At 60.1% G+C, this 23,005-nt stretch carries 27 protein-coding genes and 1 pseudogene; 11 read left to right on the top strand and 17 right to left on the bottom strand.

Going from position 1 to position 23,005, the window contains the following annotated elements:
* Nucleotides 1-53 precede the first annotated feature (53 nt).
* The 3 genes from pth to MIC97_RS06155 form a co-directional block, all read right to left on the bottom strand.
* Complete coding sequence (pth, locus tag MIC97_RS06165) at nucleotides 54-782, bottom strand: aminoacyl-tRNA hydrolase (protein ID WP_239799297.1); 729 nt, start codon at nucleotides 780-782, stop codon at nucleotides 54-56.
* A 23-nt stretch (nucleotides 783-805) separates the two neighbouring features.
* Nucleotides 806-1,423, bottom strand: a complete 618-nt coding sequence (locus tag MIC97_RS06160) for a 50S ribosomal protein L25/general stress protein Ctc (protein ID WP_239799296.1) — start codon at nucleotides 1,421-1,423, stop codon at nucleotides 806-808.
* Nucleotides 1,424-1,657: 234 nt separating this feature from the next.
* On the bottom strand, nucleotides 1,658-2,869 hold the full coding sequence (locus tag MIC97_RS06155) for an MFS transporter (protein ID WP_239799295.1): 1,212 nt from the start codon (nucleotides 2,867-2,869) through the stop codon (nucleotides 1,658-1,660).
* 114 nt (nucleotides 2,870-2,983) lie between these two features.
* Here MIC97_RS06155 and MIC97_RS06150 point away from each other — a divergent pair, with 114 nt between their 5' ends.
* Complete coding sequence (locus MIC97_RS06150) at nucleotides 2,984-3,844, top strand: helix-turn-helix transcriptional regulator (RefSeq protein ID WP_239799294.1); 861 nt, start codon at nucleotides 2,984-2,986, stop codon at nucleotides 3,842-3,844.
* A 72-nt stretch (nucleotides 3,845-3,916) separates the two neighbouring features.
* On the opposite strand, the gene MIC97_RS06145 is transcribed toward MIC97_RS06150, so the two are convergent.
* The 6 genes from MIC97_RS06145 to lgt all read right to left on the bottom strand — a co-directional run bounded on the left by MIC97_RS06145 (nucleotide 3,917) and on the right by lgt (nucleotide 9,588).
* On the bottom strand, nucleotides 3,917-4,852 hold the full coding sequence (locus MIC97_RS06145) for a ribose-phosphate pyrophosphokinase (RefSeq protein ID WP_183832599.1): 936 nt from the start codon (nucleotides 4,850-4,852) through the stop codon (nucleotides 3,917-3,919).
* Between the two features lie 151 nt (nucleotides 4,853-5,003).
* Nucleotides 5,004-5,318, bottom strand: coding sequence for a hypothetical protein (locus MIC97_RS25205; protein WP_345773538.1), 315 nt, complete (start codon nucleotides 5,316-5,318; stop codon nucleotides 5,004-5,006).
* Nucleotides 5,319-5,600: 282 nt separating this feature from the next.
* Nucleotides 5,601-6,752, bottom strand: a complete 1,152-nt coding sequence (locus MIC97_RS06135) for a Xaa-Pro peptidase family protein (RefSeq protein ID WP_239799292.1) — start codon at nucleotides 6,750-6,752, stop codon at nucleotides 5,601-5,603.
* Between the two features lie 6 nt (nucleotides 6,753-6,758).
* Nucleotides 6,759-7,550, bottom strand: a complete 792-nt coding sequence (gene pgeF, locus MIC97_RS06130) for a peptidoglycan editing factor PgeF (RefSeq protein ID WP_239799291.1) — start codon at nucleotides 7,548-7,550, stop codon at nucleotides 6,759-6,761.
* A 101-nt stretch (nucleotides 7,551-7,651) separates the two neighbouring features.
* On the bottom strand, nucleotides 7,652-8,740 hold the full coding sequence (locus tag MIC97_RS06125; RefSeq protein ID WP_239799290.1) for a class I SAM-dependent methyltransferase: 1,089 nt from the start codon (nucleotides 8,738-8,740) through the stop codon (nucleotides 7,652-7,654).
* Nucleotides 8,737-9,588 carry a prolipoprotein diacylglyceryl transferase gene (gene lgt / locus MIC97_RS06120; RefSeq protein ID WP_239799289.1) on the bottom strand — a complete coding sequence of 284 codons (852 nt, stop codon included), beginning with the start codon at nucleotides 9,586-9,588 and terminating at the stop codon, nucleotides 8,737-8,739. Before lgt ends, MIC97_RS06125 begins: the two co-directional genes overlap by 4 nt.
* A gap of 197 nt (nucleotides 9,589-9,785) precedes the next feature.
* Between lgt and MIC97_RS06115 the strand changes: the two genes are divergently transcribed.
* The 6 genes from MIC97_RS06115 (at nucleotide 9,786) to MIC97_RS06090 (ending at nucleotide 14,328) form a co-directional block, all read left to right on the top strand.
* A complete protein-coding gene (locus MIC97_RS06115; protein WP_183832593.1) occupies nucleotides 9,786-10,091 on the top strand; it encodes an accessory factor UbiK family protein in 306 nt (101 codons plus the stop codon).
* Nucleotides 10,092-10,418: 327 nt separating this feature from the next.
* Nucleotides 10,419-10,919 (top strand): YbjN domain-containing protein, encoded by a 501-nt coding sequence (locus MIC97_RS06110; protein ID WP_183832592.1) that lies wholly within the window; start codon nucleotides 10,419-10,421, stop codon nucleotides 10,917-10,919.
* Between the two features lie 19 nt (nucleotides 10,920-10,938).
* Nucleotides 10,939-11,298, top strand: coding sequence for a tRNA-binding protein (locus tag MIC97_RS06105; RefSeq protein WP_239799288.1), 360 nt, complete (start codon nucleotides 10,939-10,941; stop codon nucleotides 11,296-11,298).
* Between the two features lie 276 nt (nucleotides 11,299-11,574).
* On the top strand, nucleotides 11,575-12,423 hold the full coding sequence (locus MIC97_RS06100; protein WP_239799287.1) for a MetQ/NlpA family ABC transporter substrate-binding protein: 849 nt from the start codon (nucleotides 11,575-11,577) through the stop codon (nucleotides 12,421-12,423).
* Nucleotides 12,424-12,608: 185 nt separating this feature from the next.
* Nucleotides 12,609-13,688: a methionine ABC transporter ATP-binding protein gene (locus MIC97_RS06095; RefSeq protein ID WP_239799286.1), complete on the top strand. Its 1,080-nt coding sequence runs from the start codon at nucleotides 12,609-12,611 to the stop codon at nucleotides 13,686-13,688.
* Nucleotides 13,669-14,328 carry a methionine ABC transporter permease gene (locus MIC97_RS06090; protein ID WP_239799285.1) on the top strand — a complete coding sequence of 220 codons (660 nt, stop codon included), beginning with the start codon at nucleotides 13,669-13,671 and terminating at the stop codon, nucleotides 14,326-14,328. Before MIC97_RS06095 ends, MIC97_RS06090 begins: the two co-directional genes overlap by 20 nt.
* 6 nt (nucleotides 14,329-14,334) lie before the next feature.
* On the opposite strand, the gene MIC97_RS06085 is transcribed toward MIC97_RS06090, so the two are convergent.
* The 3 genes from MIC97_RS06085 to MIC97_RS06075 are packed head-to-tail and all read right to left on the bottom strand — an operon-like array spanning nucleotide 14,335 to nucleotide 17,059.
* Nucleotides 14,335-15,747: an ATP-binding protein gene (locus MIC97_RS06085; protein ID WP_239799284.1), complete on the bottom strand. Its 1,413-nt coding sequence runs from the start codon at nucleotides 15,745-15,747 to the stop codon at nucleotides 14,335-14,337.
* Nucleotides 15,748-15,804: 57 nt separating this feature from the next.
* Nucleotides 15,805-16,527 (bottom strand): response regulator transcription factor, encoded by a 723-nt coding sequence (locus MIC97_RS06080; protein ID WP_239799283.1) that lies wholly within the window; start codon nucleotides 16,525-16,527, stop codon nucleotides 15,805-15,807.
* A gap of 4 nt (nucleotides 16,528-16,531) precedes the next feature.
* The gene (locus MIC97_RS06075) at nucleotides 16,532-17,059 is read right to left on the bottom strand and encodes a MarR family transcriptional regulator (RefSeq protein ID WP_183832585.1); all 528 of its coding nucleotides are present in this window, start codon (nucleotides 17,057-17,059) and stop codon (nucleotides 16,532-16,534) included.
* 242 nt (nucleotides 17,060-17,301) lie between these two features.
* On the opposite strand from MIC97_RS06075, the gene MIC97_RS06070 reads away from it, so the two are divergent.
* The 3 genes from MIC97_RS06070 (at nucleotide 17,302) to MIC97_RS06060 (ending at nucleotide 19,436) form a co-directional block, all read left to right on the top strand.
* Entirely contained in the window at nucleotides 17,302-18,195 is an 894-nt protein-coding gene (locus tag MIC97_RS06070; RefSeq protein WP_239799282.1) for a branched-chain amino acid aminotransferase, read from the top strand.
* A 142-nt stretch (nucleotides 18,196-18,337) separates the two neighbouring features.
* Nucleotides 18,338-18,646 (top strand): hypothetical protein, encoded by a 309-nt coding sequence (locus MIC97_RS06065; RefSeq protein WP_239799281.1) that lies wholly within the window; start codon nucleotides 18,338-18,340, stop codon nucleotides 18,644-18,646.
* A gap of 148 nt (nucleotides 18,647-18,794) precedes the next feature.
* On the top strand, nucleotides 18,795-19,436 hold the full coding sequence (locus tag MIC97_RS06060; protein ID WP_239799280.1) for an MBL fold metallo-hydrolase: 642 nt from the start codon (nucleotides 18,795-18,797) through the stop codon (nucleotides 19,434-19,436).
* Between the two features lie 107 nt (nucleotides 19,437-19,543).
* On the opposite strand, the gene MIC97_RS06055 is transcribed toward MIC97_RS06060, so the two are convergent.
* From MIC97_RS06055 to MIC97_RS06045, 3 genes are all read right to left on the bottom strand, one after another.
* Entirely contained in the window at nucleotides 19,544-19,993 is a 450-nt protein-coding gene (locus MIC97_RS06055; RefSeq protein ID WP_239799279.1) for a BA14K family protein, read from the bottom strand.
* Between the two features lie 140 nt (nucleotides 19,994-20,133).
* Complete coding sequence (locus tag MIC97_RS06050) at nucleotides 20,134-20,346, bottom strand: cold-shock protein (RefSeq protein ID WP_056105658.1); 213 nt, start codon at nucleotides 20,344-20,346, stop codon at nucleotides 20,134-20,136.
* 199 nt (nucleotides 20,347-20,545) lie between these two features.
* The gene (locus MIC97_RS06045) at nucleotides 20,546-20,758 is read right to left on the bottom strand and encodes a cold-shock protein (RefSeq protein WP_183832580.1); all 213 of its coding nucleotides are present in this window, start codon (nucleotides 20,756-20,758) and stop codon (nucleotides 20,546-20,548) included.
* A 359-nt stretch (nucleotides 20,759-21,117) separates the two neighbouring features.
* Between MIC97_RS06045 and MIC97_RS06040 the strand changes: the two genes are divergently transcribed.
* Nucleotides 21,118-21,579, top strand: a complete 462-nt coding sequence (locus MIC97_RS06040; RefSeq protein ID WP_239799278.1) for a Kazal-type serine protease inhibitor domain-containing protein — start codon at nucleotides 21,118-21,120, stop codon at nucleotides 21,577-21,579.
* Between the two features lie 65 nt (nucleotides 21,580-21,644).
* Here the strand turns inward: MIC97_RS06040 and MIC97_RS06035 are convergent, their stop codons facing one another.
* Nucleotides 21,645-22,232, bottom strand: a complete 588-nt coding sequence (locus MIC97_RS06035) for an IS630 family transposase (RefSeq protein WP_239799277.1) — start codon at nucleotides 22,230-22,232, stop codon at nucleotides 21,645-21,647.
* A 358-nt stretch (nucleotides 22,233-22,590) separates the two neighbouring features.
* A pseudogene (locus tag MIC97_RS06030) lies at nucleotides 22,591-22,971 on the bottom strand (VOC family protein); the annotation flags it as partial.
* Nucleotides 22,972-23,005: the final 34 nt, after the last annotated feature.

Here is a 23,005-nt window from a genome sequence, read left to right as displayed (position 1 = left end):
AAAGTAGTCCCGGCTATGGTCGATGGGGCGCCCGCCCGTCAAGGCCGGGCAGTTTATTCCTTGCCCAGAAGCTTCCTGAGCATCGCAGCCATGGGGCCGTTTTCCGGCACCTTGACGGCTGGCGTGTTCTGGCGGGCCTGCCGGATATGGCTCTGCGCCTTGGGCGCTGCTTTCTTTGGCGGCGGAGTGTCGTTTTCACCGGTCGGCTGAAGCTTGTCGCGCAGTGTCAGCGTAACCCGGTTCATGAAGGAATTGTCGTCGCCCCTTGCTATGAGGCCTGCATTGTCGCCAATCGCATCGATCAGCACCTCCAGCCATTCGCGGTCACTCTTGGAGAAATCGCCGAGGACGTGGCCATGCACCATTTCCCGGACGCCCGGATGGCCGACGCCGATGCGAACCCGGCGGTAATCCTTGCCGATATGCTGGTCGAGGGAGCGGATGCCATTGTGGCCGCCGGCGCCGCCGCCCTTCTTGACCCGAACCTTGCCGGGTTCAAGATCGATCTCGTCGTAAAAGACGGTGACCGCGGACGCATCGAGTTTGTAGAAGCGCAGAGCCTCACCCACCGACTGGCCGGACAGGTTCATGAAGGTCTGCGGCTTGATGAGCAGCACCTTCTCGCCTTCAAGCCTGCCTTCGGCAATCTCGGCCTGAAACTTGCGCGACCAGGGCGCAAAGGAATGGCGGCGGGCAATCGCGTCCGCCGCCATGAAACCGACATTGTGCCGGTTGTTTGCATATTTCGCGCCCGGATTGCCGAGGCCCACAAAGAGCAGCATCGTCAGTCTCCGGGCACTGAGAATTACTTCTCTTCGCTGTCCGCAGCTTCTTCGCCGTCGGCCTCGGACTTGGCAGCGGCAGAGCCGGCAACCGTGGCCACGGTGAAGTCGCGGTCGGCGATGAGGGGCGTGATGCCTTTCGGCAGCTTGACCGAAGAGATGTGGATGACGTCACCGATCTCGGTGCCTTCCAGATCGATGGTGATCGAATCCGGGATGGCGTTGGCCGGGCAGACGAACTCGACTTCGTGGCGCACGACGTTGAGCACGCCACCGCGCTTCAGGCCGGGCGACTTCTCTTCGTTGATGAAGTGGACCGGGATGTTCACGGTGACTTCCGACTTCGCGCTCACGCGCAGGAAGTCGACATGCAGCGGGAAGTCGCGAATGGCGTCAAGCTGGTAGTCCTTGGGCAGGACGCGGATCTTCTGTCCGTCCACGTCGATCGTGGCAACGGTGGTCATGAAGCCGCCGCCATGGATCTTGTAGAAGATGTCCTTGTACGACAAGGTGATCGCCAGGGGAGGCTGCTTGTCGCCATATATAACTGCGGGAATCTTGCCGTCACGGCGAATGGCACGGGCGGACCCCTTACCGACCCTTTCGCGCGTCTCGGCCTTGAGCTCGTAGCTGGTGCTCATGGCATTTCCTTTCTTAATATGCGGAGCGTCTGCAGCGGGCGTGCCCGAAACAGACGGGAAGACGCGGCGTCCCGAGTTTTGTCTTCGCCTGCGGGGCAGGCAATGGCAGAGCGGGAAGGCGGGCTTCGACCGCGTTGCCTCCAAGGGTGTCTACGCGGCTGGCGGCTCTATAACGGAAGGGGCCTTCTCACGCAAGGCCGCTGGCGAAAAGCCAGCGATCCTGCGCTGATTTGCTCAGGCGACCCGCTTTGTCTTCGTGCTGGGAAGGAAGACGGTCAGAAGACCGATCAGCGGCAGATATGAGCAGGCATGGTAGACGTATTCGATACCCTTCGCGTCTGCGACGATGCCCAGCAGGGCCGCAGCAATGCCGCCCATGCCGAATGCAAAGCCGAAGAAGATGCCGGCAATCATGCCAACGCGTCCCGGAACCAGTTCCTGCGCAAACACCACGATGTTGGAGAAAGCAGAAGACATGATCAGGCCAATGACGATGGTGAGGATGATCGTCCATTCGAAGTTGGCGTAAGGCAGGGCCAGCGTGAAGGGAATCACGCCGATGATGGAGAACCAGATCATGGCCTTCTGTCCGAAACGGTCGCCGAACGGGCCACCGAACAGGATGCCGAGCGCACAGGCGCCAAGGAAAGCGAAGAGGAGGATCTGTGACATCTGCACGGACACGCCGAATTTTTCGATCACATAGAAGGTGTAGTAGCTGGAAAGCCCCGCCATGTAAGCATTCTTGGACAGGACGAGAATGGTCAGGATGGTGAGCGCCCAGGCAACGCGTTTGCGCGGCAGCGTCATGATGGGGGCATCTGATTTTGTGGCGGAAGCCGTTCTCGCCTGCAACTGCTTGTACCAGTTGCCGACCCGGTAAAGAATGACGATGCCGAGCAGAGAGGCAAGCGCGAACCACGCAATGCTGCTTTGGCCGTATGGCACAACGACGAAAGCCGCCAGAAGAGGGCCGATGGCCTGACCGGCGTTACCGCCCACCTGGAACAGGGACTGCGCCAGACCGTGCCGGCCGCCGGAGGCGAGGCGGGCGATGCGCGAAGCTTCCGGGTGGAATATGGAGGAGCCGATGCCGATCAGAGAGGCGCCGGCCAGCAGCACCCAATAGTGCCCGGCATAGGCAAGGATGATCAGCCCGATCAGAGACGACATCATGCCGAATGAAAGGGAAAAGGGCATGGGTTTTTTGTCGGTGATCAGGCCCACCACCGGCTGCAGCAGCGAAGCTGTGAGCTGGAAGGTGAATGTCAGAAGGCCGATCTGCCAGAAATCGAGGCCATAATTGTCCTTCAGCAGCGGATAGATCGCCGAAAGCAGCGATTGCATGATGTCATTGATGCCATGGCAGAGGCTCACCGCCAGAATCACGGTGAGGGCCGTGCCGGTTCCGGAGACGCGTTGGGCGGGAAGGGCTGTGTCGGTCAAGGCAAGGCTCCGTGCACTCAGGCAATACGCAAGGTCTTGCGGGGCTTATAATCCTGTTGTGTCGGGGGTTCTTTCGTGGTTTGGTCCATTACTTTCGCAAGTGGGCCAATTGTGATGCTGAAGGAAGAGACCCCTGCCGGTAACGGCGACGTTTCGATGTTTGAAATGCATATGCGCCGGCTTCGGTGGCTGGAGCAGAAAAGCGATCACATCGTCGCGCTGCCTTGCGAATATCCGGACGGTTATCGGGTGCCCGAACATGATCACGACCGGGCACAGCTTCTGCATGCGCTGCATGGCGTGGTGCTGATCAAGACGAAATTCGGGCGATGGATCGTGCCGCCGGACCATGCCATGTGGGTTCCGGCTGGCATCGTGCATTCGGTTGAAATGCTGGGCGACGTCAGCATGCGTTCCGTCTATGTGCTCCCGGATGCGATCGAAGGGCTTCCCTCACGGCTGCGGGTCGTCGCGGTCAGCGATCTGATGCGCAGCCTCATCATCGAGGCGGTTCAGAAACCTGCTCAGTCCGCGCCATCGGAGCGGAGGATTCTGCTGCTGAACCTTCTGCTGCTTGAAATTCCGCGTCTTCCTGAGCGGCCTCTCGGACTTACTTTTCCGTCAGATCCGCGTATTGCCGCGCTGTGCCGGCGCTTTCTTGCGGAGCCTTCGCCGCACACGACCATCGACGACTGGGCGGAATTGCTGGGGATGAGCCGGCGGTCATTCACCCGCACCTTTCACCGGGAAACGGGTCTCTCGCTCTCGACATGGCGCCAGCAGGCGTTGCTGTTTGCCGCCTTGCCGCGACTGGCCGATGGAGAGCCGATCACCAGTGTCGCGCTGGACCTCGGCTATGACAGCGTGCCGGCATTCACCACCATGTTCAAGCGCATGTTGGGTGCGTCGCCGCGCAACTATCTGCGCCGATCCTTCGAGGCGGAGCGGCCGCTGCGGCAGGAACTGCTAATCTGAATGAAGGCAGACCATCACATACCGTCGTTCGCGAAAAACGGCGGCATTCATCGTGATGGAAAAGGACCGGTATCAGTCGAAGAGGCTTGAAACCGACTGCTCGGAGGCCGTGCGCGAGATCGCCTCGCCAAGAAGATCGGCGATGGTGATGGTGCGGATGTTCGGTGCGTCCAGTGCGGCCTGAGTTGGCTCGATGGAATCGGTGATGACGAGTTCCTGCAGGCGCGAGCCGGCAATTCGGGCGGCCGCGCCTCCGGAAAGCACACCATGAGTGATATAGGCGGTGACGCTGGTCGCGCCCTTTTCCAGAAGGGCGTCTGCTGCATTGCAGAGCGTGCCGCCGGAATCGACGATGTCATCGATCAGCAGGCAGTCCTTGCCATGGACGTCACCGATGACGTTCATGACTTCGGATTCGCCCGGCCGTTCGCGGCGCTTGTCGACGATGGCAAGCTGTGCGTCCAGCCGCTTGGCCAGCGCGCGGGCGCGCACCACGCCACCCGTATCGGGAGACACGACCATGACGTTGTTGAGCTGTTTGTACTTGGCCTTCACATCACGAGCCATCACCGGAACCGAAAACAGGTTGTCGGTAGGGATGTCGAAGAAGCCCTGGATCTGGCCGGCGTGGAGATCGAGCGTCAGCACGCGGCTGGCGCCGGCGCGGGTGATCATGTTGGCGACCAGCTTGGCCGAGATCGGGGTGCGGCCCGATGCGCGGCGGTCCTGACGAGCGTAACCGAAATAGGGAATGACGGCGGTGATGCGACGCGCCGAGGAGCGCATGAACGCGTCGATCATGATGAGCAGTTCCATCAGATGATCGTTGGTCGGGTAGGAGGTGGACTGAAGGACGAAGACGTCCTCACCACGCACATTCTCCTGAATCTCGACGAAAATTTCCTGATCGGCGAAGCGGCGCACACTGGCCTTGCCGAGGGGAATGTTCAGATAGCGGGCGACCGCCTCGGCCAGCACCCTGTTGGAATTGCCCGCAAAGAGTTTCATGTCTTGTTCCCGGAGAAAAATTTAGGGGGTTTTTAGCCGCCTTGGACAGTATTGCAAGCGTCGCAAACCGGATTCTCCGCGCAAATCCCAAGATTCCGGGCATATATGGCCATTAAGGCGCAGGGAAAATGTCGCAGGCGATATGATCGCATCACTCCTGCACAGACTGACTGCCCAGCCAGCCCGAAAGCTGGTCGATGGTCGTGTCGGCAATGGAACCGAGCGTGGCCGGTGCTACGCCGGGCCAGCCTTCGGCAGAATTCACCGTAGGCGCCTTCTGCTGACCAGAGATACGGTGCAGGCGGCTTCCGGCTGGATCGTAGACATCCCAGACGTAGATGACTGTGGTCTGGCCCTCCTCGGTCAGAACGGAAAAATAGCCTTTCAGGACGTGGGTCGCACTCTGACCGGAACTGCCGGTCAGTGTTATGCCGCGCTGGCGCGCCTTCTGCTGAAGTGCTTCCATCAGCGGCCCCGCTGCCTCCACCGATGCACCGACGATTGGCGCAATCTGAAGCCTTGCCTTGCTGTTCCCGGGTTGCGGCTGAGGTGAGGGGGGCGCAGATGCGGTGCCTGCTGCAGCCGATGCCGCGGGGCCGGGGGAAGCAGAGGACGGATCGAGCACACTTGAACTGTTGCAGGCCGAAACGGTCAGTGCCACCAAAAACAAGCTCGACAGGGATCTTCGGCTCATGTCCCTCAATACTCCATATGCCGCGGGATCATACATATCCCGGGATGGAACGTATCACTTCACGATCAAGTCGAGATCATGACGCGAAAGAGACCGGGCCTGAGATTCGGTGGTGAGATAGGTTCGTCCGAGCGTCATTGCCGTCTCGGTTTCCGAATCCATGATGATCACATGGGCGAACAGCGTCATGTTGGGAGCGATGGGCTCCTGATTGCCCTGATAGAACATGGGCATGTCCATCCAGGACGGGGCAAAGCGTGCGCCGACCGAATAGCCGCAGGCGTTGAGCCGGTGCCTCGTCAGCCCGTGCGCTTCCATGGTCCGGGCATGGGCGTCGAAAACGTCACCGAATGTGTTGTCGGGCGTAAGCGTTTTCTCGATGGCGAGCAGGGCAGCCTGCGCGGCCTCGAAAAGCTCCTGATGGCGTTTGGACGCCTTGCCGGTAAGCGCCGTGCACATCATCGGCGCATGATAATGATGAAAGACGCCGGCCCATTCCAGCGTAAGCTGGTCGTTCTTGTTCAGTTTCCGGCGGCCGGCCTTGTAGCGGCACAAGAGGGCGTCCGGTCCGGAACCGACGATGAATTCATTGGCGGGGTAGTCGCCGCCGCCGGCAAGAACGGTTCCCTGCATCGCGGCGAGGATGGCCGCCTCGTCGCCGCCCTGCTTAATAAGCGGAAGGGCCGCGTCCAGGGCGTCATCGGACAGAGCGGCTGCTTTTTCAACTTTGAGGATCTCGGCCGGGCTTTTGAAAAGCCTCAGGCGCCCGACAATGCCGGATGCATCGGCAATCTGGCCGAAGGTCTGCAGCTGCTCGTCCAGCCGGCGGCCATTATAGGCGGTAAGGCCGTGCGTATCGTATTCGACGCCGATGCGCGCGCCCAGCAGGTCAAGCTCGTTGAGCAGGTTGCGCAGGTCTATGGCCGGATTGGCACCCTCGCGGTCGGTCCACAGAACGACGTTTTCGATGATGGACGTGTTGCGCGCCTGACGCAGATCGGCAGAGCGCGTCAGCAGCGTCATGGAACCATCGGCCTTCACGACCAGGCACTGGAAGAAGCAGAAGCCGAAGGTGTCGTATCCGGTCAGCCAGTACATGCTTTCCTGCGCGAACAGCAGGATCGCGTCCAGCTTGCGTTCAGCCAGCTCGATCATCAGCCGGTCGCGGCGGGCATCGAATTCGGAACGTTCGAAATGCAGCGCCATGATTGCTTACCTCTCCAGAACGATCACCGAAATCTGCCGGCCATAGTCCGGCTCGTTTCGGTGGGTTGTGCGGCGATAGGAATAGAACAGCTCATCCTCATCATAGGTGCAGCGTCCCAGCGCTTCGGCGGTCACGCCCGCGTTGCGCAGACGCTCCACAGTGTAGCCGTTGAGGTCGAACAGGAAATGGCCCGCACGGCCGGAAGGAATGAACCAGCGCTCATTGGCGGGGGCGGCGGACAGGAACCGATCGCGGAATTCCGGGCCGACCTCATAATTCCTGCCGCTGATGGAAGGGCCAAGCACGGCGACGATGCCGTCGCGCCGTGCGCCAAGGCCTTCCATGGCAGCGATCGTATTTTCCAGAACGCCTGTGAGCGCGCCTTTCCAGCCAGCATGTGCGGCGCCGACGACCCCTGCCTGCGGATCGGCAAACAGTACGGGACCGCAATCCGCCGTGGAGGCGCCGACAGCAATGCCCGGCCGGTCGGTCACGATGGCATCGGCCTTCGGGCGATCACCAATGAACGGCTCGCGTGCCACAACGACGTCCGGCGAATGAACCTGCCAGGCGGTCAGCAGATGATCGGGGCCGACGCCCATCCAATCGGCCACGCGCCTGCGGTTTTCAGCCACCAGCGCCTGATCGTCCTGCGATCCGGTGCCGATGTTGAGGCCGCGATAGATACCTTCGGATACGCCGCCTGTGCGTGTGAAATAGCCGTGGCGGATGCCGTCTGTCCCGGCCTTGTCCAGTAGCGGAGAGCGGATCGGTTCCGGTTTTTTCTGATTCACCATTGCGGCTTTGTTGTCTCCCCGGACCGTTTCGTCAAGCGGGAGCTGTGCGGGCTTCCGTTCGCGTCACAGTGAACCAGAGTGCGGCGGGAGACAGGCGAGTGTCAATCTCCAGCCGGAAAAGCCACGTCCTTCACGTTTTCAGGCAGCACGGCGAGAACCTTGAAAAGGTCGCCCATCTGATCGGGGCCGGCCAGCCGTTCCACCTGAGCGGAGATCGCATCGCGACCGGCCTCGTCTGCATTGGCGCCCAGATTGCCGGCGCGTTCCAGAAGACCCATGGCGAGCAGGAAAGAGCCTTGCGTGGCAGTCATCGCCCTCAGACCATGTGCCTGCGCGACATCCGAAAGCGCACAGAAATCAACATGGCTGGTCAGGTCGGCCTCGCCGGGATTGGCCAGAACGTCATCGAAGGCATGGTTCTTCAGCGCCTGCAAGGTATCACCGACGCCCGGCTGCAGATAACCATAGTCGATGAATAAACCGGCGCCGCCCCGGGCTGAAATGCGTGCGGCTATTTCGGCCATCAGGGCGTTTCGTGCCGGGGCAAGTTCGAGGATGGCGCCCTGCGGAGCAGAAGCCGCGCCCGGCGGCAGAAGCGCAGGGTCGAGCGACGCCATGCCGGCAAAGAATGCCAGAACACCGTTCTCGTCGAGACCCACCATGCGCTCGCGCCAGCCCGCCGCGGTTTGCACGAACTGTCGAATGGGAAGGGCATCGAACAATTCGTTGCCGACGATGAAAAGCGGAGTATCGCCAAGGCTTGCAACGCTCTCATGCCATGTGATGCGTTCTGCCGCCGGGCCCAGCGTGTCGCGCTGGATTCCGACAAGTCGCGGGCTGGTTTCCACCAGTGCGAAATTCGCGGCGCTGAAAAAGGCGGGGTCGATCCGCGACCATGTGCGCAGCATGTCCTTCATCAGCGTTCCGCGACCGGGGCCGATCTCGGCTATGGTGGCGGGCATGGGGCGGCCATTCGCCAGCCATGCCTGATAGAGCCAGGCTGCAACCAGTTCGCCGAACATCTGGCTGATTTCCGGAGCGGTGATGAAGTCGCCACCGGCGCCGAAGGGTTCGCGGGTCGTGTAATAGCCGTGCTGCGGGTCGAACAGGCAAAGCGCCATATATTCGCTGACCGGAATGGGGCTGTCCGCGGCTATCAGTTCGGCGATGCGTTCTCCCAGCCTTGTCATGCTTGCGCGGAGTGGGGCAGGGCCTTCGCGGTCGCCATCGCCCATATGCCCAGCAGAACCATCGGCAGGGAGAGCAGCATACCCATGGTTAGCCAGTTGCCGGCGAGGTAGCCGATATGCGCATCCGGTTCCCGGAAGAATTCGACGAAGATGCGGGACAGGCCGTAGCCGCAGATGAACGCGCCCGAGATGTAGCGTGGGGCCTTCAGTTTCAGGCAGGAATGGGTGAGCAAGCGCAGAACGAGGAAAAGCACCACACCTTCCAGCAGGCCTTCATAGAGCTGGCTCGGATGGCGCGGCAGCGGACCGCCATTCGGAAACAGCACCGCCCACGATACGTCCGAGGTGCGACCCCAGAGTTCCGAATTGATGAAATTGGCCAGCCGCCCCAGGCCAAGCCCGACCGGAACGCCGGCGGCGACCACATCGAACAGCGACCAGGGCCGTATGCCCCGCGAGCGGGCAAACAGGTACATCGCGATCGTGGTGCCGAGAATGCCGCCATGGAAGGACATGCCCCCCTGCCAGACCGCGAAGATGTCGGCCGGATTGGCAATATAGCGGGCGAAATCGTAGAACAGCACGTAGCCGATGCGTCCGCCCAGAACCACGCCGACGGCCGCCCACATGACGAAATCGTCGATGTCCTGCGGCTTCATGGGCAATGTGCCGTCCGGCCACAGGCGCGGGTTGGAAACCAGCCGCCTGGCGTACCACCAGGCGAAGACGATGCCTGCCACGTAGGCGAGGCCGTACCAGTGAATGGCGAGCGGGCCGATCTGTAAGAGCACAGGATCGATCTCGGGAAACGGAAGTGCAGCCACCGGCAGCAGGGAAGGAAAGCTCAAAGAGGCATCCTCATACGATTTGGGTTGGCGCGGACCATGCGGCAGTGTTTCGGCAGGGTCAAGGCAGAGCAAAAGGCTGGCGCAGGCGAAGTGCAGTTAATGCATGGAGGTGTTGTGCGGATGCACTTGCATCTGCAGTCCCACTTGCATTCGTAACCGAGGGCCACTACGTCAAAACCATCGAGCGAGGTGCAGCCATGTCAAACGGATCCAATCGCATTCTGGACGAATTCGCCAAGCTGATGACCGACGCGGCAGGCGCTGCGCAGGGAGTCAGGCGCGAAGTGGAAACGGCCTTCCGGGGCCAGGCGGAGCGCATCCTCAATTCCATGGACATCGTGCAGCGCGAGGAATTCGAGGCTGCCCGCGACATGGCGCTCAAGGCTCGCGAGGAAAATGCGAAGCTTTCTGCACGTATTGACGCGCTTGAGGCAAGAATTGCCGACCTTACGGCATCTGCTGACAAGTCGGCCGCCGCCTCTGGCTCCCGCGCCAGGAAATAATTTTAAAAGTTTTCCACAAAGGGCGATTCTGGAAAAGCTCTTTGTCATGAATCGCTTACCTGTCGGCACTGAATCCTGCGCCTGATGGCTGTCCACATGCGAATGGCCGTTTTCCCAAAATTGGGCTGGTCACGAGTCTCCGGATCAATACACTGAATTTGTTGCATGATTCGTGAAGGCGATCATGCGCCGGGCGGTGGGGTCCGGTCATGGGTTGTTGTTGCGTCGAGCAGTCCAGACCGTCCGAGTTCTAAAAATTATAATGTTCGGTGTGGTGCCTGCCATGGAGTGAGTGGCGGCATCCGTGCGAACGACGGGAAGCAGTAGATGGAACTCCTCGAACTCGAAGTCTCGCGCGAAATACATCCCGTGGATGTGATCGAGCAGGTCGCCCACAACAATGACTGGTCCTTCGAACGGGCCGGCGATGATGAAATCTCCATTTCCGTCGCCGGTAGCTGGACGGAATATCATGTCTCCTTTTCGTGGATGGAGGATTTCGAGGCGTTGCATCTTGCCTGCGCCTTCGACATCAAGGTGCCCGAGAACAGGGCACTGGAAGTGATGCGTCTTCTGTCGCTCATCAACGAGCAGATGCTGTTCGGGCATTTCGACCTGTGGGAGCAGGAAGGCGCGATCATGTTCAGGCAATCCCTCCTGCTTGCCGGCGGGGTGGAGCCCTCCAGCCAGCAGGTCGAGGTGCTGCTGTCTTCGGCTCTCGAAGCGTGCGAGTGCTATTTCCAGGCGTTCCAGTTCGTCGTCTGGTCGGGAACTTCGGCCAAGGACGCGCTGGCCAGCGTCCTGTTCGAGACACATGGCAACGCCTAAGGTTTGAGGTCGAGCGGATATGAGTTCTGAGGCGGCGCGCAAGCCGGATATTACTTTCGCCGATTTCGACAAGGTCGATATCCGGACGGGCACCGTGGTCGAGGCCGAGCCATTTCCCGAGGCGCGCAAGCCCGCCATCAAGCTGAAAATCGATTTCGGGCCTGAGATCGGCGTCAAGAAATCGTCCGCCCAGATCACGCGTCACTATTCGCCGGAGGCGCTGGTCGGGCGCCAGATTTTTGCTGTGGTGAATTTTCCGCCGCGCCAGATCGGGCCGTTCATGTCCGAAGTGCTCACTCTGGGCTTCTCCGATGAAAACGGCGATATCGTACTCGGCGCCGTCGAGCGCAGGGTTCCCAATGGCAGCCGTCTGCACTGACGACTGACGCGTACCTTGGTTTTGAGGCTCGCTGTGCGCATTTTCTCTTTTGTGGCGGTCAGTTCAGGCAGACTCGTATTTTACGAGATCTGGTCTCGCAGCTGTTGGGTTTGAAAATAATTTCTTCATAATTCGTATTTTTGAATACAAAATCCCATTAAATTGAAATTACAGAAATTCCATCCTTTGAGAAAGGGGTGGCGATTGTCGAGGATAAGGCAAGCTTCGCAAGACGCGACGCTGCCCCTTATCCTTCCAAGGCTTGTGAGACCTGTCATGACCATCTTCGAGACCACTTCGCGTGCTGTTGCTGTTACCAGCCGTCGAGCTGCGCTGCTCGCCCTTGCGGCTTCCGTATTCACTGTTGGGGCGCTGACACTGGTTCCGTCAGCCGATGCGCAGGACAAGACCTCTCTGAAAGTCGGCATCATGGCCGGCGAAGAGGAAGACACCTGGGTTGCCGTGAAAGAGCAGGCTGCCAAGCAGGGACTGACCGTCGAGACGGTTATCTTCAACGACTACACCCAGCCCAATGAGGCGCTGGCGCGTGGCGAGATCGACGCCAATGCCTTCCAGCACGAGCCTTATCTGGAGAATCAGATCGCCACGCAGGGCTACAAGATCGTTGTTGCCGGCTATACGGCGCTGTGGCCGGTTGGCCTCTACTCCAAGAAGCACAAGTCGCTTGCCGAGCTTCCTGATGGCGCGGTGATTGGCGTGCCGAACGACCCTTCGAATGAAGGCCGTGCGCTGCGCGTTCTTGAAGATGCGGGGCTGATCAAGCTGCGCGAGGGCGCGGGCATTCTCGCCACCGTCACCGATATCGCCGAGAACCCGAAGAAGCTCGACATCAAGGAACTGGACGCCGGTATCGTCGGGCGTTCGGTGGATGATCTCGACGGGGCTGTGGTCAACACCGACTGGGCGCTGAAAAGCGGACTGACCGCCGATATTCAGATCGCGAAGGAAACGATCGAAAACAATCCATATCGCAACTTCATCGCGGTTCGTGCCGAGGATAAGGATGCGCCGTGGGTAAAGAAGCTTGTCGCCTCCTACCAGAATGACGAGGTCAAGGCTGTTTTCGACAGCATCTATAAGGGATCAGGCGTTTCCGCTTACTGATCCGAGCAAGAGGCGCGTTTCGCCCCGGGGCCGTTTGATCCGAATGATCGAACGGCCATTGCCCGACCTTTGGATTTGGCGCAAGGAAAGGCGGCCCGCTGCATCGGTGGTGGGCCGCGTTTGCGCGTGAAGCAGATCGATGCAGCGGGGTGAAAATGGTATCCCGGCATATGAAAGACGGCACGATGAACCAGCATGCAGGAGCGCTCGCCCCGGACCAGCGGCAGGCTGCTGCCACCGAATCCGTGGTCAGGCTTGTCGAGGTTCGGCGTCGCTTCGGAAGCACGGCGGCTCTCGATGGCGTTTCCCTGAGCGTCGATAAAGGAGAAATCATTGGAATTATCGGTCGCAGCGGTGCAGGCAAGTCGACGCTGATCCGCTGCCTGAACGGGCTGGAGCGGCCGGATTCCGGCGAAGTTTATATCGAAGGACGCGAGATAAGCCGGCTGGGCGAAAAGCAGCTGCAGCCGCTGCGTCGGCGTATCGGCATGATCTTCCAGCATTTCAACCTTCTCTCGGCCAAGACCGTGGAGGAGAATGTCGCCCTGCCGCTCAAGATCGAGGGTGTGGGAAGGGCCGAACGCCTGCGGCGAGCCGCGGAATTGCTGGATTTGGTGGGGCTTTCCAACAAGGCCAAGGCTTATCCTGCCGCGCTCTCCGGCGGGCAGAAGCAGCGCGTCGGCATCGCCCGCGCGCTCGCGGCCCGCCCAGCACTTCTGTTGTCCGACGAGGCGACTTCCGCGCTTGATCCCGAAACCACGCGCTCGATTCTGACCCTGCTCAAGGACATCAATCGTCAGCTCGGGCTGACCATCATACTTATCACCCATGAGATGGAGGTTGTGCGTTCCATCGCCGACCGCGTGGCGGTCATCGACGCCGGCCGCATCGTCGAAGAAGGCGCTGTGTGGCAGGTTTTCGCCGATCCGCAGTCGGAAGTCGCCAGAAGCCTCCTGCAGGGCATCCGCCCTCAGTTGCCGGAAGAGATTGCATCAAAGCTTTCGCCGACGCTCGGATCGGAGGCCGTGTTGCGCGTCGATGTCGCCGGGGAGGCAGCCCTTGGGCCGCTCCTGGCGGATCTTGCCGCGACGGCCGGTCCGTTCCGCTTCATTCACGGCGGAATTTCCCGCGTTCAGGGCCGTCCGGTGGGAACCTTGTTCCTCGGTGTTGCCTCCGGCGAGCCCGATCTTTCTCAAACTGTTCAATTTCTGACGGGTCGCGGAGCCCGGGTTGAGGTGCTGGGCCATGTCTTCGGCAATGATTGATCTTTTTCTCCGCTCGCTTTGGGAGACGGTGCTGATGACCGGGGCTTCCGGCGTTGTCTCCTTTGTCTTCGGGCTTCCGCTGGGGCTGGCGCTGGTGGCGACGGATCGCGGGGGCATCTCGGAAAATCTCTGGGTGAACCGCATATTGGGAGCAGTTGTGAACGGATTCCGTTCGGTGCCGTTCATCATCCTGCTGGTGGCGCTCATCCCGGTCACGCGATTGATCGCGGGAACGTCGATTGGCACCTGGGCGGCGATCGTGCCGCTGTCCATCGCAGCCACTCCCTATTACGCCCGCATTGCCGAAGTCTCGCTGCGTGAGGTCGACCCCGGCCTCATCGAGGCCGTCCGGGCCATGGGAGGGTCACGCTGGACGATTGTACGGGAGGTGCTGGTGCCGGAGGCAATGCCCGGTATTGTTGCCGGTTTTACCGTCACACTTGTCACGCTGGTGGGCGCATCCGCCATGGCCGGTGCCATCGGAGCGGGCGGGCTTGGCGATCTTGCCATACGCTATGGCTATCAGCGCTTTGAAACCACGGTGATGGTTGCGGTTGTCGCCATTCTGATCGTCATGGTGTGCGCGTTGCAGTGGGTCGGCGACCGGCTGGTGCAACGTCTCGACCGGCGTTCGGCCTGATGGCGATTAAGCCGGTATCCTGATCGTTGCACGCAGGCCACCAAGCGGGCTGTCTGCAAAAGCGAGGTCGCCGCCATGGCTGCGCGCAATATCGCGTGCGATCGGCAATCCCAATCCCGTGCCGCTGGCATCGAGATTGCGGGCTTCGTCAAGCCGCACGAAAGGCTTGAAAACCTCCTCGCGCTTTTCCTCGGGAATGCCCGGCCCGTCGTCGTCTATGGTGAGAGTGAGCCAGCCGTCTCCGTGCGAAGCATGGATCTCCACTGACTGGGCATAGCGGAATGCGTTCCCGACCACATTGGCGATAAGCCGCGAAAACGCGTTTGGCCTGACATGGACATTGGGTGAGCCGGTGATCGAGGTTTCCAGCCTGCATTTACGCAGCCTTGCTTCATCCTCGAGCCTCTGGAAACAGGCGGCCAGATCGAACGGCCCGGTATCCTCGGCGGCTTCGCCGCGCGCGAAGGCAAGGTAGCCTTCGAGCATGGACTGCATATCGTCTATGTCTTTGCCGAGCGCCTCTATGTCGGCCTTGCTGCGGGTCAGCGCCAGTTGCAATTTGAACCGGGTCAGGATGGTGCGCAGGTCATGGCTGACGCCGGTGAGCATGGCGGTGCGCTGCTCGATCTGGCGCTCGATGCGTTCGCGCATCTGCATGAAGGCAAAGCCTGCGCGCCGCACTTCTTCCGCGCCTCGCGGGCGGAAATCGCGCGGCATGGGACGGCCCTTCCCGAAACTTTCGGCAGCCTCCGCAAGCGCCAGGATCGGCCGGATCTGATTGCGCAGGAAGGGAATGGCGATCATCAGAAGTACCAGCGAGGTTCCGACCATCCACAGAAGGAAGATATGCGTGTTGGAAGCATAGGCCTGGCTGCGGCGTACGAACACCCGCAGCACCCGGCCTTCGAGCTGGATGCGGACTTCGATGATATTGGAATTGCCGACCGTATCCAGCCAGAATGGCCGGTTGATCTGGCGGGTAATCTCTTCCGACAGGATCTGGTCGAGGATCGAGAAGAAGGGCTTGGGGCCGGGCGAGGGCAGGGGCTCGGGCGGAAGCAGGTCGACCTTGAGCTGCATCCTGTCCTGCGCGATGCGGATGACGTTGGCGTAATCCGCTTCGTTCGGATAGGTTTCCAGAAGATCGATGATGGCCGCGATGTCACGCGTCACCGCCTGCGACAGGCGCTGTGTCACCGTCTGCCAATGCCGTTCCATAAAATCGAAGGCGATGACCGATTGCAGCAAAATCATCGGCGCGATGATGATGATGAGCGAGCGGGCATAGAGCCGCTTCGGCATATAAAGTGAAACCAGCCGCCAGAACCTGCGCCAGGCTTTTCTCACTGCAGCGGCTGCGCGTTCGAGCCGGGCGCGAAATCCGTCGGGTGGCGAACCCTGCAAATCTGCTGTCGTCATTCTGTCTCGGCCTGCGCCTGGCTTTGATCGGCCGCTCTGTGGGCCGTTGTCAGCACCTTATTCCACGCTGAGCCGATACCCAATACCGCGCACCGTCTGCAGCCACACGGGATTGGAAGGATCACGCTCGATCTTGCGGCGCAGGCGGTTGATCTGCACGTCGATGGTGCGCTCGCCAACCTCCGAATCCTCTCCCACGAGTTCATGGCGGGGTATGGTCTCGCCGGCGCGTTCGGCGAAGATAGCAAGGATTTCCTGCTCGCGGTCCGTCAGCTTCAGCACTTCGCTGCCGCGCTTCAGTTCGCGCTTTGATATCTGGAAGGTGTAGGGCCCGAACACCAGCTGCTCGACCTTGGGCGTGGTGGCCGGGCCGCCGCGGCGCAATATGTTGTTGATCCGCAGGATAAGCTCGCGCGGATCAAAAGGCTTGGACAGGTAATCGTCGGCGCCCGCCTCCAGACCGGTGATGCGGTTGTCCGTCTCGGAAAGAGCGGTCAGCATCAGGATGGGGACATCGCGCTCGGCGCGCAGGGACTTGGTCAGATCGACGCCTGTTTCGCCCGGCATCATGACGTCGAGCACCAGCAGGTCGAAATCCAGGCCGGCGAGCTTGCGCCGCGCTTCCGCCGCGGTTCCGGCCACGGTGACACGGAAACCGTTTTCGCTCAGGAACTGCCTGAGCAGGTTGCGGATGCGGGTGTCGTCATCGACGACGAGCAGGTGAAACGCATCGTCATCCGGCGCGTTGGCCTGCTGATCCAGCCTGTCGGTGCCTTCCATGCCGTTACTCCTCGTCGTCTGCCCCGCGGTGCGAGGGATCGGCGTCGATCTGTGCCCTCAGCTCCGGGTTCACCATCGCCTTGAGGAACTGCTCGATAGACTTTCTCGCCTCGCCTTCGACTTCCGTCAATGCGTCATGTATCCGGCGCGACTGTGGCCGGGAAAGGGCAAGTGCGAGTTCGCGGCCCTTGGCCGTGGGATAAAGTTCACGCTGGCGGCGATCGCGCGGACCCTGCAACTGCATGATATGGCCCGTATCGAGCAGCTGTTTGAGAACGCGCGCCAGCGACTGTTTGGTGATCTTCAGAACATCCAGCAATTCCGCCACGGTGAGGCCCGGCCTGCGGTTGACGAAGTGCAGCACCCGATGGTGAGCACGCCCGAAGCCATACTCCGCAAGCATCTGGTCCGGATCCGAGGTGAAGTCGCGATAGGCAAAGAAGAACAGCTCGATCAGCGTAAAATCGATGCCGTCCTCATTGGCGACCGCATCCCGGATCGGTGCCTCTTCAGCGGTAATTTCCTTCAGCATATCTCTCCAGAAAGAATTATGTCAGCACTGTTGACGTATTCTGCGCCCAATGATAATTTTTGACAAGCTTTAGGGCTTATTGCGACCGAAAACGCAAGGCTGAGCCGGAAATCCGGAACTTCCTGAGTTTGCCATGGCCACAATATGGGCCTAGGCTTCCGTTTGGCGGGCTTTCGTCGCTGCCGGATCAAAATTCAACACACAGACTTATGCGGGCAAGGTTGCTCGCGGGAGGTTATGTCATGGCATCCGTTTCCTTCGACCAGCTCGACGGCTATATCTGGATGAATGGTGAGTTCGTCAAATGGGCGGACGCCAAGATTCATGTACTTACGCACGGACTTCACTATGCCAGCGCCGTATTCGAGGGCGAGCGGGCCTATGGTGGTGAGATTTTCAAGCTGACGGAACATACGGAGCGCCTGCACGAATCGGCCCGTATTCTGGGCTTCAAGATTCCTTACTCTGTTGCAGAGATTGATGAAGCCTGCGCCGAACTGCTGAAGAAGCAGGGCTTCAAGGACGCCTATGTGCGCCCGATCGCATGGCGTGGCAGCGAGCAGATGGGTGTTTCGGCCCAGAACAACCGCATCAACGTTGCGATCGCTATCTGGCAGTGGCCGAGCTACTTCGATCCGGAACAGAAGCTCAAGGGCATTCGCCTCGACATTGCCGAGTATCGTCGTCCGGATCCGCGCACCGCTCCGTCGAAATCGAAGGCTGCCGGCCTCTATATGATCTGCACGATTTCCAAGCATGCGGCTGAAGCGAAGGGCTACGCCGACGCTATGATGCTCGACTGGCGCGGGCAGGTTGCTGAGGCGACCGGCGCCAACATCTTCTTCGTCAAGGATGGCAAGATCCATACGCCGACGCCCGATTGCTTCCTCGACGGCATTACCCGCCGCACTGTGATCGGCCTTGCCCGCGATCGTGGCTACGAGGTTATCGAGCGCGCGATTCAGCCGGAGGAACTGGAAGGTTTCGAGCAGTGCTTCCTGACAGGTACGGCTGCAGAGGTGACACCGGTGTCGGAGATCGGTCCGTATCGCTTCGAGGTTGGTGAGATCGCCAAGAATCTTATGAACGACTATTCGGCTGCCGTGCAGCCGAAGCAGGCGATCGCTGCGGAATAAAAATCTAATTTATTTCGATTTCGAAAGGGGAATGGTTCATCACCATTCCCCTTTGTCTATGCCGGTTTGACATTCGGTGAAATCAGAGTCTCAGTGAAAAAATCCGGCTCAGGCGAGTCGGGATTTTCGAGAGGGATCACGGATGGAAACGCTTCTTCCTATCATCGTGCAGATCGTCACCGGTATTATCGGTGGTCAGGCCGTCGGTGCGGCAGTCAAACAGGCCGCAATGGGCCAGCTTCCCAAAATTCTCAGCGGTGCGATCGGGGGGATCGGCGGTGCGGCCATCCTCGGAAGCCTGTTGGGCGGCGGCATCGATCCGGCAGCAGCAACGGCAGCGGCAGAAGGTCTCGGCGGGGCCCTCAACCTGAACAACATCATCGGCGGTGCTGGTGGTGGCGCGATCCTCACCGGCATTGTCGGTGCGGTCATGAACGCCATGAAGAAATAATCGAAAACCATGTTTGCATGGGCAAAGGGCGGCTTCGGCCGCCCTTTGTGTTTGCGCAATTCGTGATTGCAGTGGACGCCGGCCGGCTCCGATCCTACATCAGGGGCGATTTACCGACCGCGGCAATGCCGACAACGAAAGGATCATCATGGGTCAGATCAATGCCGGCATCGTTCCTGTCACGCCGTTCCAGCAGAATTGTACCATCCTTTTCGATGAGGGGGACAAGGTCGGTGTCGTCGTCGATCCCGGCGGAGACGTGGATCGAATTCTTGCAGCCCTGAAGGACAATGGCATCACTGCCACAGCCATCTGGCTCACGCATGGACATATTGATCATGCCGGCGGCGCGATGGAACTCAAAGACGCGCTTGGCGTCGAAATCCTGGGCTCGCATGAGGATGACCGGCCACTGTTGGCAAATCTCGAAAATCAGGCGCACCGTTTCGGGCTGACAGGAGCCGTGCGCAACTGTGAGCCGGATCGTTTTCTGGTGGAGGGCGACAGGGTATCGTTCGGATCTCATGAGTTTGAGGTCCTGCATTGTCCCGGTCATGCGCCGGGCCATGTCGTCTATTACAATCGCGCGGCGAAATTCGCCCATGTTGGCGACGTTCTGTTCCGCGGGTCTGTAGGGCGTACCGACCTGCCAGGTGGTGATCATCCTGCGCTGATCCGTTCCATCAAGGAAAAGCTTCTTCCTCTCGGAGATGACATCGGCTTCATCTGTGGTCACGGTCCGGGAGGGCGCTTCGGAGAGGAACGGCGTTCAAATCCTTTTCTCGTGTGACGTGCTTTCAGCGACCTCAAAAGAAAAAGGAGCGCTCAGAGCGCTCCTTTTTCTTTGGAAACGATATGATGCGTTTGGAGACTTTGTGAAAAGTCGTTCCCTTTGCCTCAATTAGCCTGGCAGAAATGCCTTTGGCCATCATATCCAAGGAACGTGCCGGAGCGCGCATCGAAGCTACGATAGCGAGCCGAGCAGTACCTGTACCATTGCGGGCTCCAGGGCTCGTAGGATGCACGATAGGTGTCGTTACGATATGTGGTGCGGTACGGAGCCGGTCGCGGTTCGCGGATAACGTAGGTAGGTTCTGGCTCGTAGTAGCGAGGCTGTGAAGCCAGTGCACCACCGATCAGCGCGCCAGCGGCGAGCCCGATAACGCCAGCTGCTACAGCGTCACCCCTGGAGCGCTTGTGGTGGCGATTGTAGTCATGGCCATAATAGCCCCCGTGACCACCATAACCACCGCGCCGCCAGTCACGAGCCTCGGCGGCGGGCAGGGCGCTTAATGTGGTTGCGACAACTGCCGTCGACAGCACGCAAGCCTTGAAAAATCTGTTCATGACGGTCTCCTGTTCGAAGCCCACCGCCGTTACCGGTTCGATGTTGCCCCGAGAGATAAGGGACCGTGCCTGAACGGCGGCTGAACGAAACGGTGTATTGTCCGTTAAACGTAACCGCCGGCCAGATGTTCCGCCGTGTATCAGCCGACGGTAAGATTGACCGCCTTGGGTCCCTTGCCGCGCTTGTCCGGCTCGGTCTCGAAGGTAACTTTCTGTCCGTCCTCAAGACCGGGAAGGCCCGAAGCCTGAACGGCAGAGATGTGGACGAAGACGTCCTTGGCACCATCGTCAGGCGTGATGAAACCGAAGCCTTTGGCGTGATTGAAGAATTTTACGGTGCCGGTCTGCGGCATGGGATGCTCCCTTATAAGTCCCACAGTCTTTATATCGGGATTGTAAAATACCCGAGGACGGAATTTGTCCTTTATTTTCACTTCAACGGCAACAGAAACTTTGAGTCTTTCGCCTCTTCATCATAGTTTCCGGCCATGAAACAGAAAAGGCGCGACCTTTGTTGTCGCGCCTCTGTCTTAACTGCATTTGCAGCCGGAATCACGCAGCGCGAAGATTGACAGCCTTGGGGCCTTTGCCCATGCGGTCAGGCTCAACATCGAAAGTAACCTTCTGGCCATCAACCAGAGTACGCAAGCCGGAGGCCTCGATCGCAGAAATATGGACGAAAACGTCCTTGGCGCCGCCATCGGGCGTGATGAAGCCGAAGCCTTTGGTGCTGTTGAAGAATTTTACAGTTCCGGTCTGGGACATTGGGAGAACTCCTTCGCCCTATCGTCATTCAGAACCTCGTTTGCCAGGGCAGTCAGAGGTCCGGTGGTTGCTCGGCGGTCATGCATTCGCGCACGGGTAACCCCCCGCCAGAACGGGGTTGTCAGAGATTCACGATATCGGGAAAAGAGTCGTCCAAAACGTTCCATTCTCCGGGATGCAAATACCCGAACATTGAACTTATCGCACGGATTTGTGACTGTGGCAAGACCGCGCCTTTTCAAAGCCAGGGCAGGGCACTCTCAGGTTAATGGGATTCAACGGCTTGCGGGCAGCATCCGGAACTGTAAGCCTTGTCACGCGTTGTTGGCGCTGCCACTAGCACACAGGAGAGGGAATTGATGAGATTCAGAAGTGTTTTTCTGTCGGGAGCTGCAGTGTTGCTGGCGTCCGGCATGCTGGCGGCTTGTGTGGCTGTCGATGATGGGGCCGGCTACAGGCCTCCGCCACCACGCCCGCGCCCGCCGGCACAGGCATGTACCATGGAATACGCACCGGTTTGCGGCGTGCGTGGCTCTGAAAGCCGGACTTTCGGCAACAGCTGCCAGGCAAGAACCAACGGATACAGGATCAGCCATGAGGGCGCTTGCAGGTCCGGTGGAAACAGGCCCGGCTGGGATGGTCGCCCCGGTTCCGATCGGCCCGGGACGCGGCCAGAACGGCCCGGCCGTCCGCAAGGAGCCTGCACACGTGAATACGCTCCAGTGTGTGCATCCAGTCGCGGACAGCTGCGCACCTTCCCGAATGCCTGCGAAGCAAGGGCAGCAGATTGGCGGATCGTCGGCAACGGCAGCTGCCGTTGATCTTTTACGATTTGAAAGGGGCGGGTCAAAAAAGGTCCGCCCCTTTCTTCTAAAGCGTGTCGCACTTAATCATCCTCATACCCTGCCGCTTTGAAGAAGTTTCGACACTGGGTTGGGTCGAAGAGTTGGCAGATGTCGCCGAGCGCATCGCACAAGGTGTCGAAGGTTCTGGCTGCCTTCTTGCGCAGCAGCGCCTTGAGTTTTGAGAACGCCATCTCGATCGGGTTGAGGTCTGGTGAATATGGCGGCAGGAACAGCAACCATGCGCCGCGCTTTCGCACCAGTTCGGCGGCGCGCTCGCTCTTGTGGAAAGCGACATTGTCGAGGATGACGACGTCGCCGGGCTGAAGTTCAGGAGCCAGTTGCGTCTCGATCCAGGTCTCGAAGCGGCGGGCGTTCATCGGCGCATTGACGATCCACGGCGCGACCATCCCGTGGCAGCGCAGGCCGGCGATGAAGGTCTGGCTGTGCCATTGGCCAAAGGGGGCGTGCGTGCGGTAGCGCTCGCCCTTCGGTGACCAGCCGGTGCGCTTGGTCAGTTTGGCGTTGGTCGACGTCTCATCGATGAAGATCAGGCGCGGCAAGGCTTTGGCGAAGAAGCGCTTTCGCCTGCCCATCCACAACTGGCGCGCCTCACGGATGTCGGGACGCACCTGCTCGCTGGCTTGAAGCGTTTTTTTTGTGGCTGAGCCCAAGACGGTGCAGCAGGCGACAGACGCTGGAGCGGTGGACGATCACGTCGCGCGCCGCAAGCTCGATGCACAGTTCGTCCAGAGTCAGTTCGCCTGAAGCCGCCATCCGCTCGCGCACAAAGGCGCTGTGCGGCGCAAGCTTGCCCCAGCCCGGAGAATGACCCTGCCGGCGCGGCGCAAGCGAACCCGTCTCGCGACGAAGCTTCATCAACTCGTTCACGAAGCGAGGCGAAACCCGGAAATGCCGGGCCGCCTCCCGGTGGCCATGACCTTCGTCCACATACACGGCAACACGTTCGCGCAACGCAATCGGTAGCGGTTTGCCCCAGCGATCACCCCAGAACATCACGTCAAGCGGCATCACAACTTCGCACCCGGTGTCGACAGCACGCTTCCACCACGAGTCGATGTTTTCTGCCGTCAGATGAAGTTGCATGGTGCAGCCCTGAACCGGCTGATGCGGATGCCCGTGTTCCGGATAGGCGTCACACAGCATCAGGCTGGAGCCGTTGACGTAGAGATGAACGTGCATGGTCCGGCCCTGCTCGTCGGGTGGCACGGCATACACCAGTTCTGCGCCAAAGGCTCTCCGGTAGAATTCAGCGGCCTTCAGTGCCCCGTCCACCTGGAGGTAAGGGGTGAGGCCGCCGAGCGCCTTCGGCATGGGCGGGGTCTGGGTTTTCGCCTCTGCATCGTTCATGTGCTTCTCCCGGGTTTGACATTGCGAGCCCCCC

It is taken from the genome of Aquamicrobium sp. NLF2-7 (genome assembly GCF_022359935.1).
Taxonomy (GTDB): domain Bacteria; phylum Pseudomonadota; class Alphaproteobacteria; order Rhizobiales; family Rhizobiaceae; genus Mesorhizobium; species Mesorhizobium lusatiense.
Note: the sequence above shows the minus strand (reverse complement) of the source record. Positions and strands in the feature narration are given on the sequence as shown.

Bases quoted from the DNA above. Each gene is read 5' to 3' on its own strand.
- pth (WP_239799297.1), bottom strand. From the start codon at position 782: ATGCTGCTCTTTGTGGGCCTCGGCAATCCGGGCGCGAAATATGCAAAC.
- MIC97_RS06160 (WP_239799296.1), bottom strand. From the start codon at position 1,423: ATGAGCACCAGCTACGAGCTCAAGGCCGAGACGCGCGAAAGGGTCGGT.
- MIC97_RS06150 (WP_239799294.1), top strand. From the start codon at position 2,984: ATGCTGAAGGAAGAGACCCCTGCCGGTAACGGCGACGTTTCGATGTTT.
- MIC97_RS06145 (WP_183832599.1), bottom strand. From the start codon at position 4,852: ATGAAACTCTTTGCGGGCAATTCCAACAGGGTGCTGGCCGAGGCGGTC.
- MIC97_RS25205 (WP_345773538.1), bottom strand. From the start codon at position 5,318: ATGGAAGCACTTCAGCAGAAGGCGCGCCAGCGCGGCATAACACTGACC.
- MIC97_RS06135 (WP_239799292.1), bottom strand. From the start codon at position 6,752: ATGGCGCTGCATTTCGAACGTTCCGAATTCGATGCCCGCCGCGACCGG.
- pgeF (WP_239799291.1), bottom strand. From the start codon at position 7,550: ATGGTGAATCAGAAAAAACCGGAACCGATCCGCTCTCCGCTACTGGAC.
- MIC97_RS06125 (WP_239799290.1), bottom strand. From the start codon at position 8,740: ATGACAAGGCTGGGAGAACGCATCGCCGAACTGATAGCCGCGGACAGC.
- MIC97_RS06115 (WP_183832593.1), top strand. From the start codon at position 9,786: ATGTCAAACGGATCCAATCGCATTCTGGACGAATTCGCCAAGCTGATG.
- MIC97_RS06110 (WP_183832592.1), top strand. From the start codon at position 10,419: ATGGAACTCCTCGAACTCGAAGTCTCGCGCGAAATACATCCCGTGGAT.
- MIC97_RS06105 (WP_239799288.1), top strand. From the start codon at position 10,939: ATGAGTTCTGAGGCGGCGCGCAAGCCGGATATTACTTTCGCCGATTTC.
- MIC97_RS06100 (WP_239799287.1), top strand. From the start codon at position 11,575: ATGACCATCTTCGAGACCACTTCGCGTGCTGTTGCTGTTACCAGCCGT.
- MIC97_RS06095 (WP_239799286.1), top strand. From the start codon at position 12,609: ATGAACCAGCATGCAGGAGCGCTCGCCCCGGACCAGCGGCAGGCTGCT.
- MIC97_RS06090 (WP_239799285.1), top strand. From the start codon at position 13,669: ATGTCTTCGGCAATGATTGATCTTTTTCTCCGCTCGCTTTGGGAGACG.
- MIC97_RS06085 (WP_239799284.1), bottom strand. From the start codon at position 15,747: ATGACGACAGCAGATTTGCAGGGTTCGCCACCCGACGGATTTCGCGCC.
- MIC97_RS06080 (WP_239799283.1), bottom strand. From the start codon at position 16,527: ATGGAAGGCACCGACAGGCTGGATCAGCAGGCCAACGCGCCGGATGAC.
- MIC97_RS06075 (WP_183832585.1), bottom strand. From the start codon at position 17,059: ATGCTGAAGGAAATTACCGCTGAAGAGGCACCGATCCGGGATGCGGTC.
- MIC97_RS06070 (WP_239799282.1), top strand. From the start codon at position 17,302: ATGGCATCCGTTTCCTTCGACCAGCTCGACGGCTATATCTGGATGAAT.
- MIC97_RS06065 (WP_239799281.1), top strand. From the start codon at position 18,338: ATGGAAACGCTTCTTCCTATCATCGTGCAGATCGTCACCGGTATTATC.
- MIC97_RS06060 (WP_239799280.1), top strand. From the start codon at position 18,795: ATGGGTCAGATCAATGCCGGCATCGTTCCTGTCACGCCGTTCCAGCAG.
- MIC97_RS06055 (WP_239799279.1), bottom strand. From the start codon at position 19,993: ATGAACAGATTTTTCAAGGCTTGCGTGCTGTCGACGGCAGTTGTCGCA.
- MIC97_RS06050 (WP_056105658.1), bottom strand. From the start codon at position 20,346: ATGCCGCAGACCGGCACCGTAAAATTCTTCAATCACGCCAAAGGCTTC.
- MIC97_RS06045 (WP_183832580.1), bottom strand. From the start codon at position 20,758: ATGTCCCAGACCGGAACTGTAAAATTCTTCAACAGCACCAAAGGCTTC.
- MIC97_RS06040 (WP_239799278.1), top strand. From the start codon at position 21,118: ATGAGATTCAGAAGTGTTTTTCTGTCGGGAGCTGCAGTGTTGCTGGCG.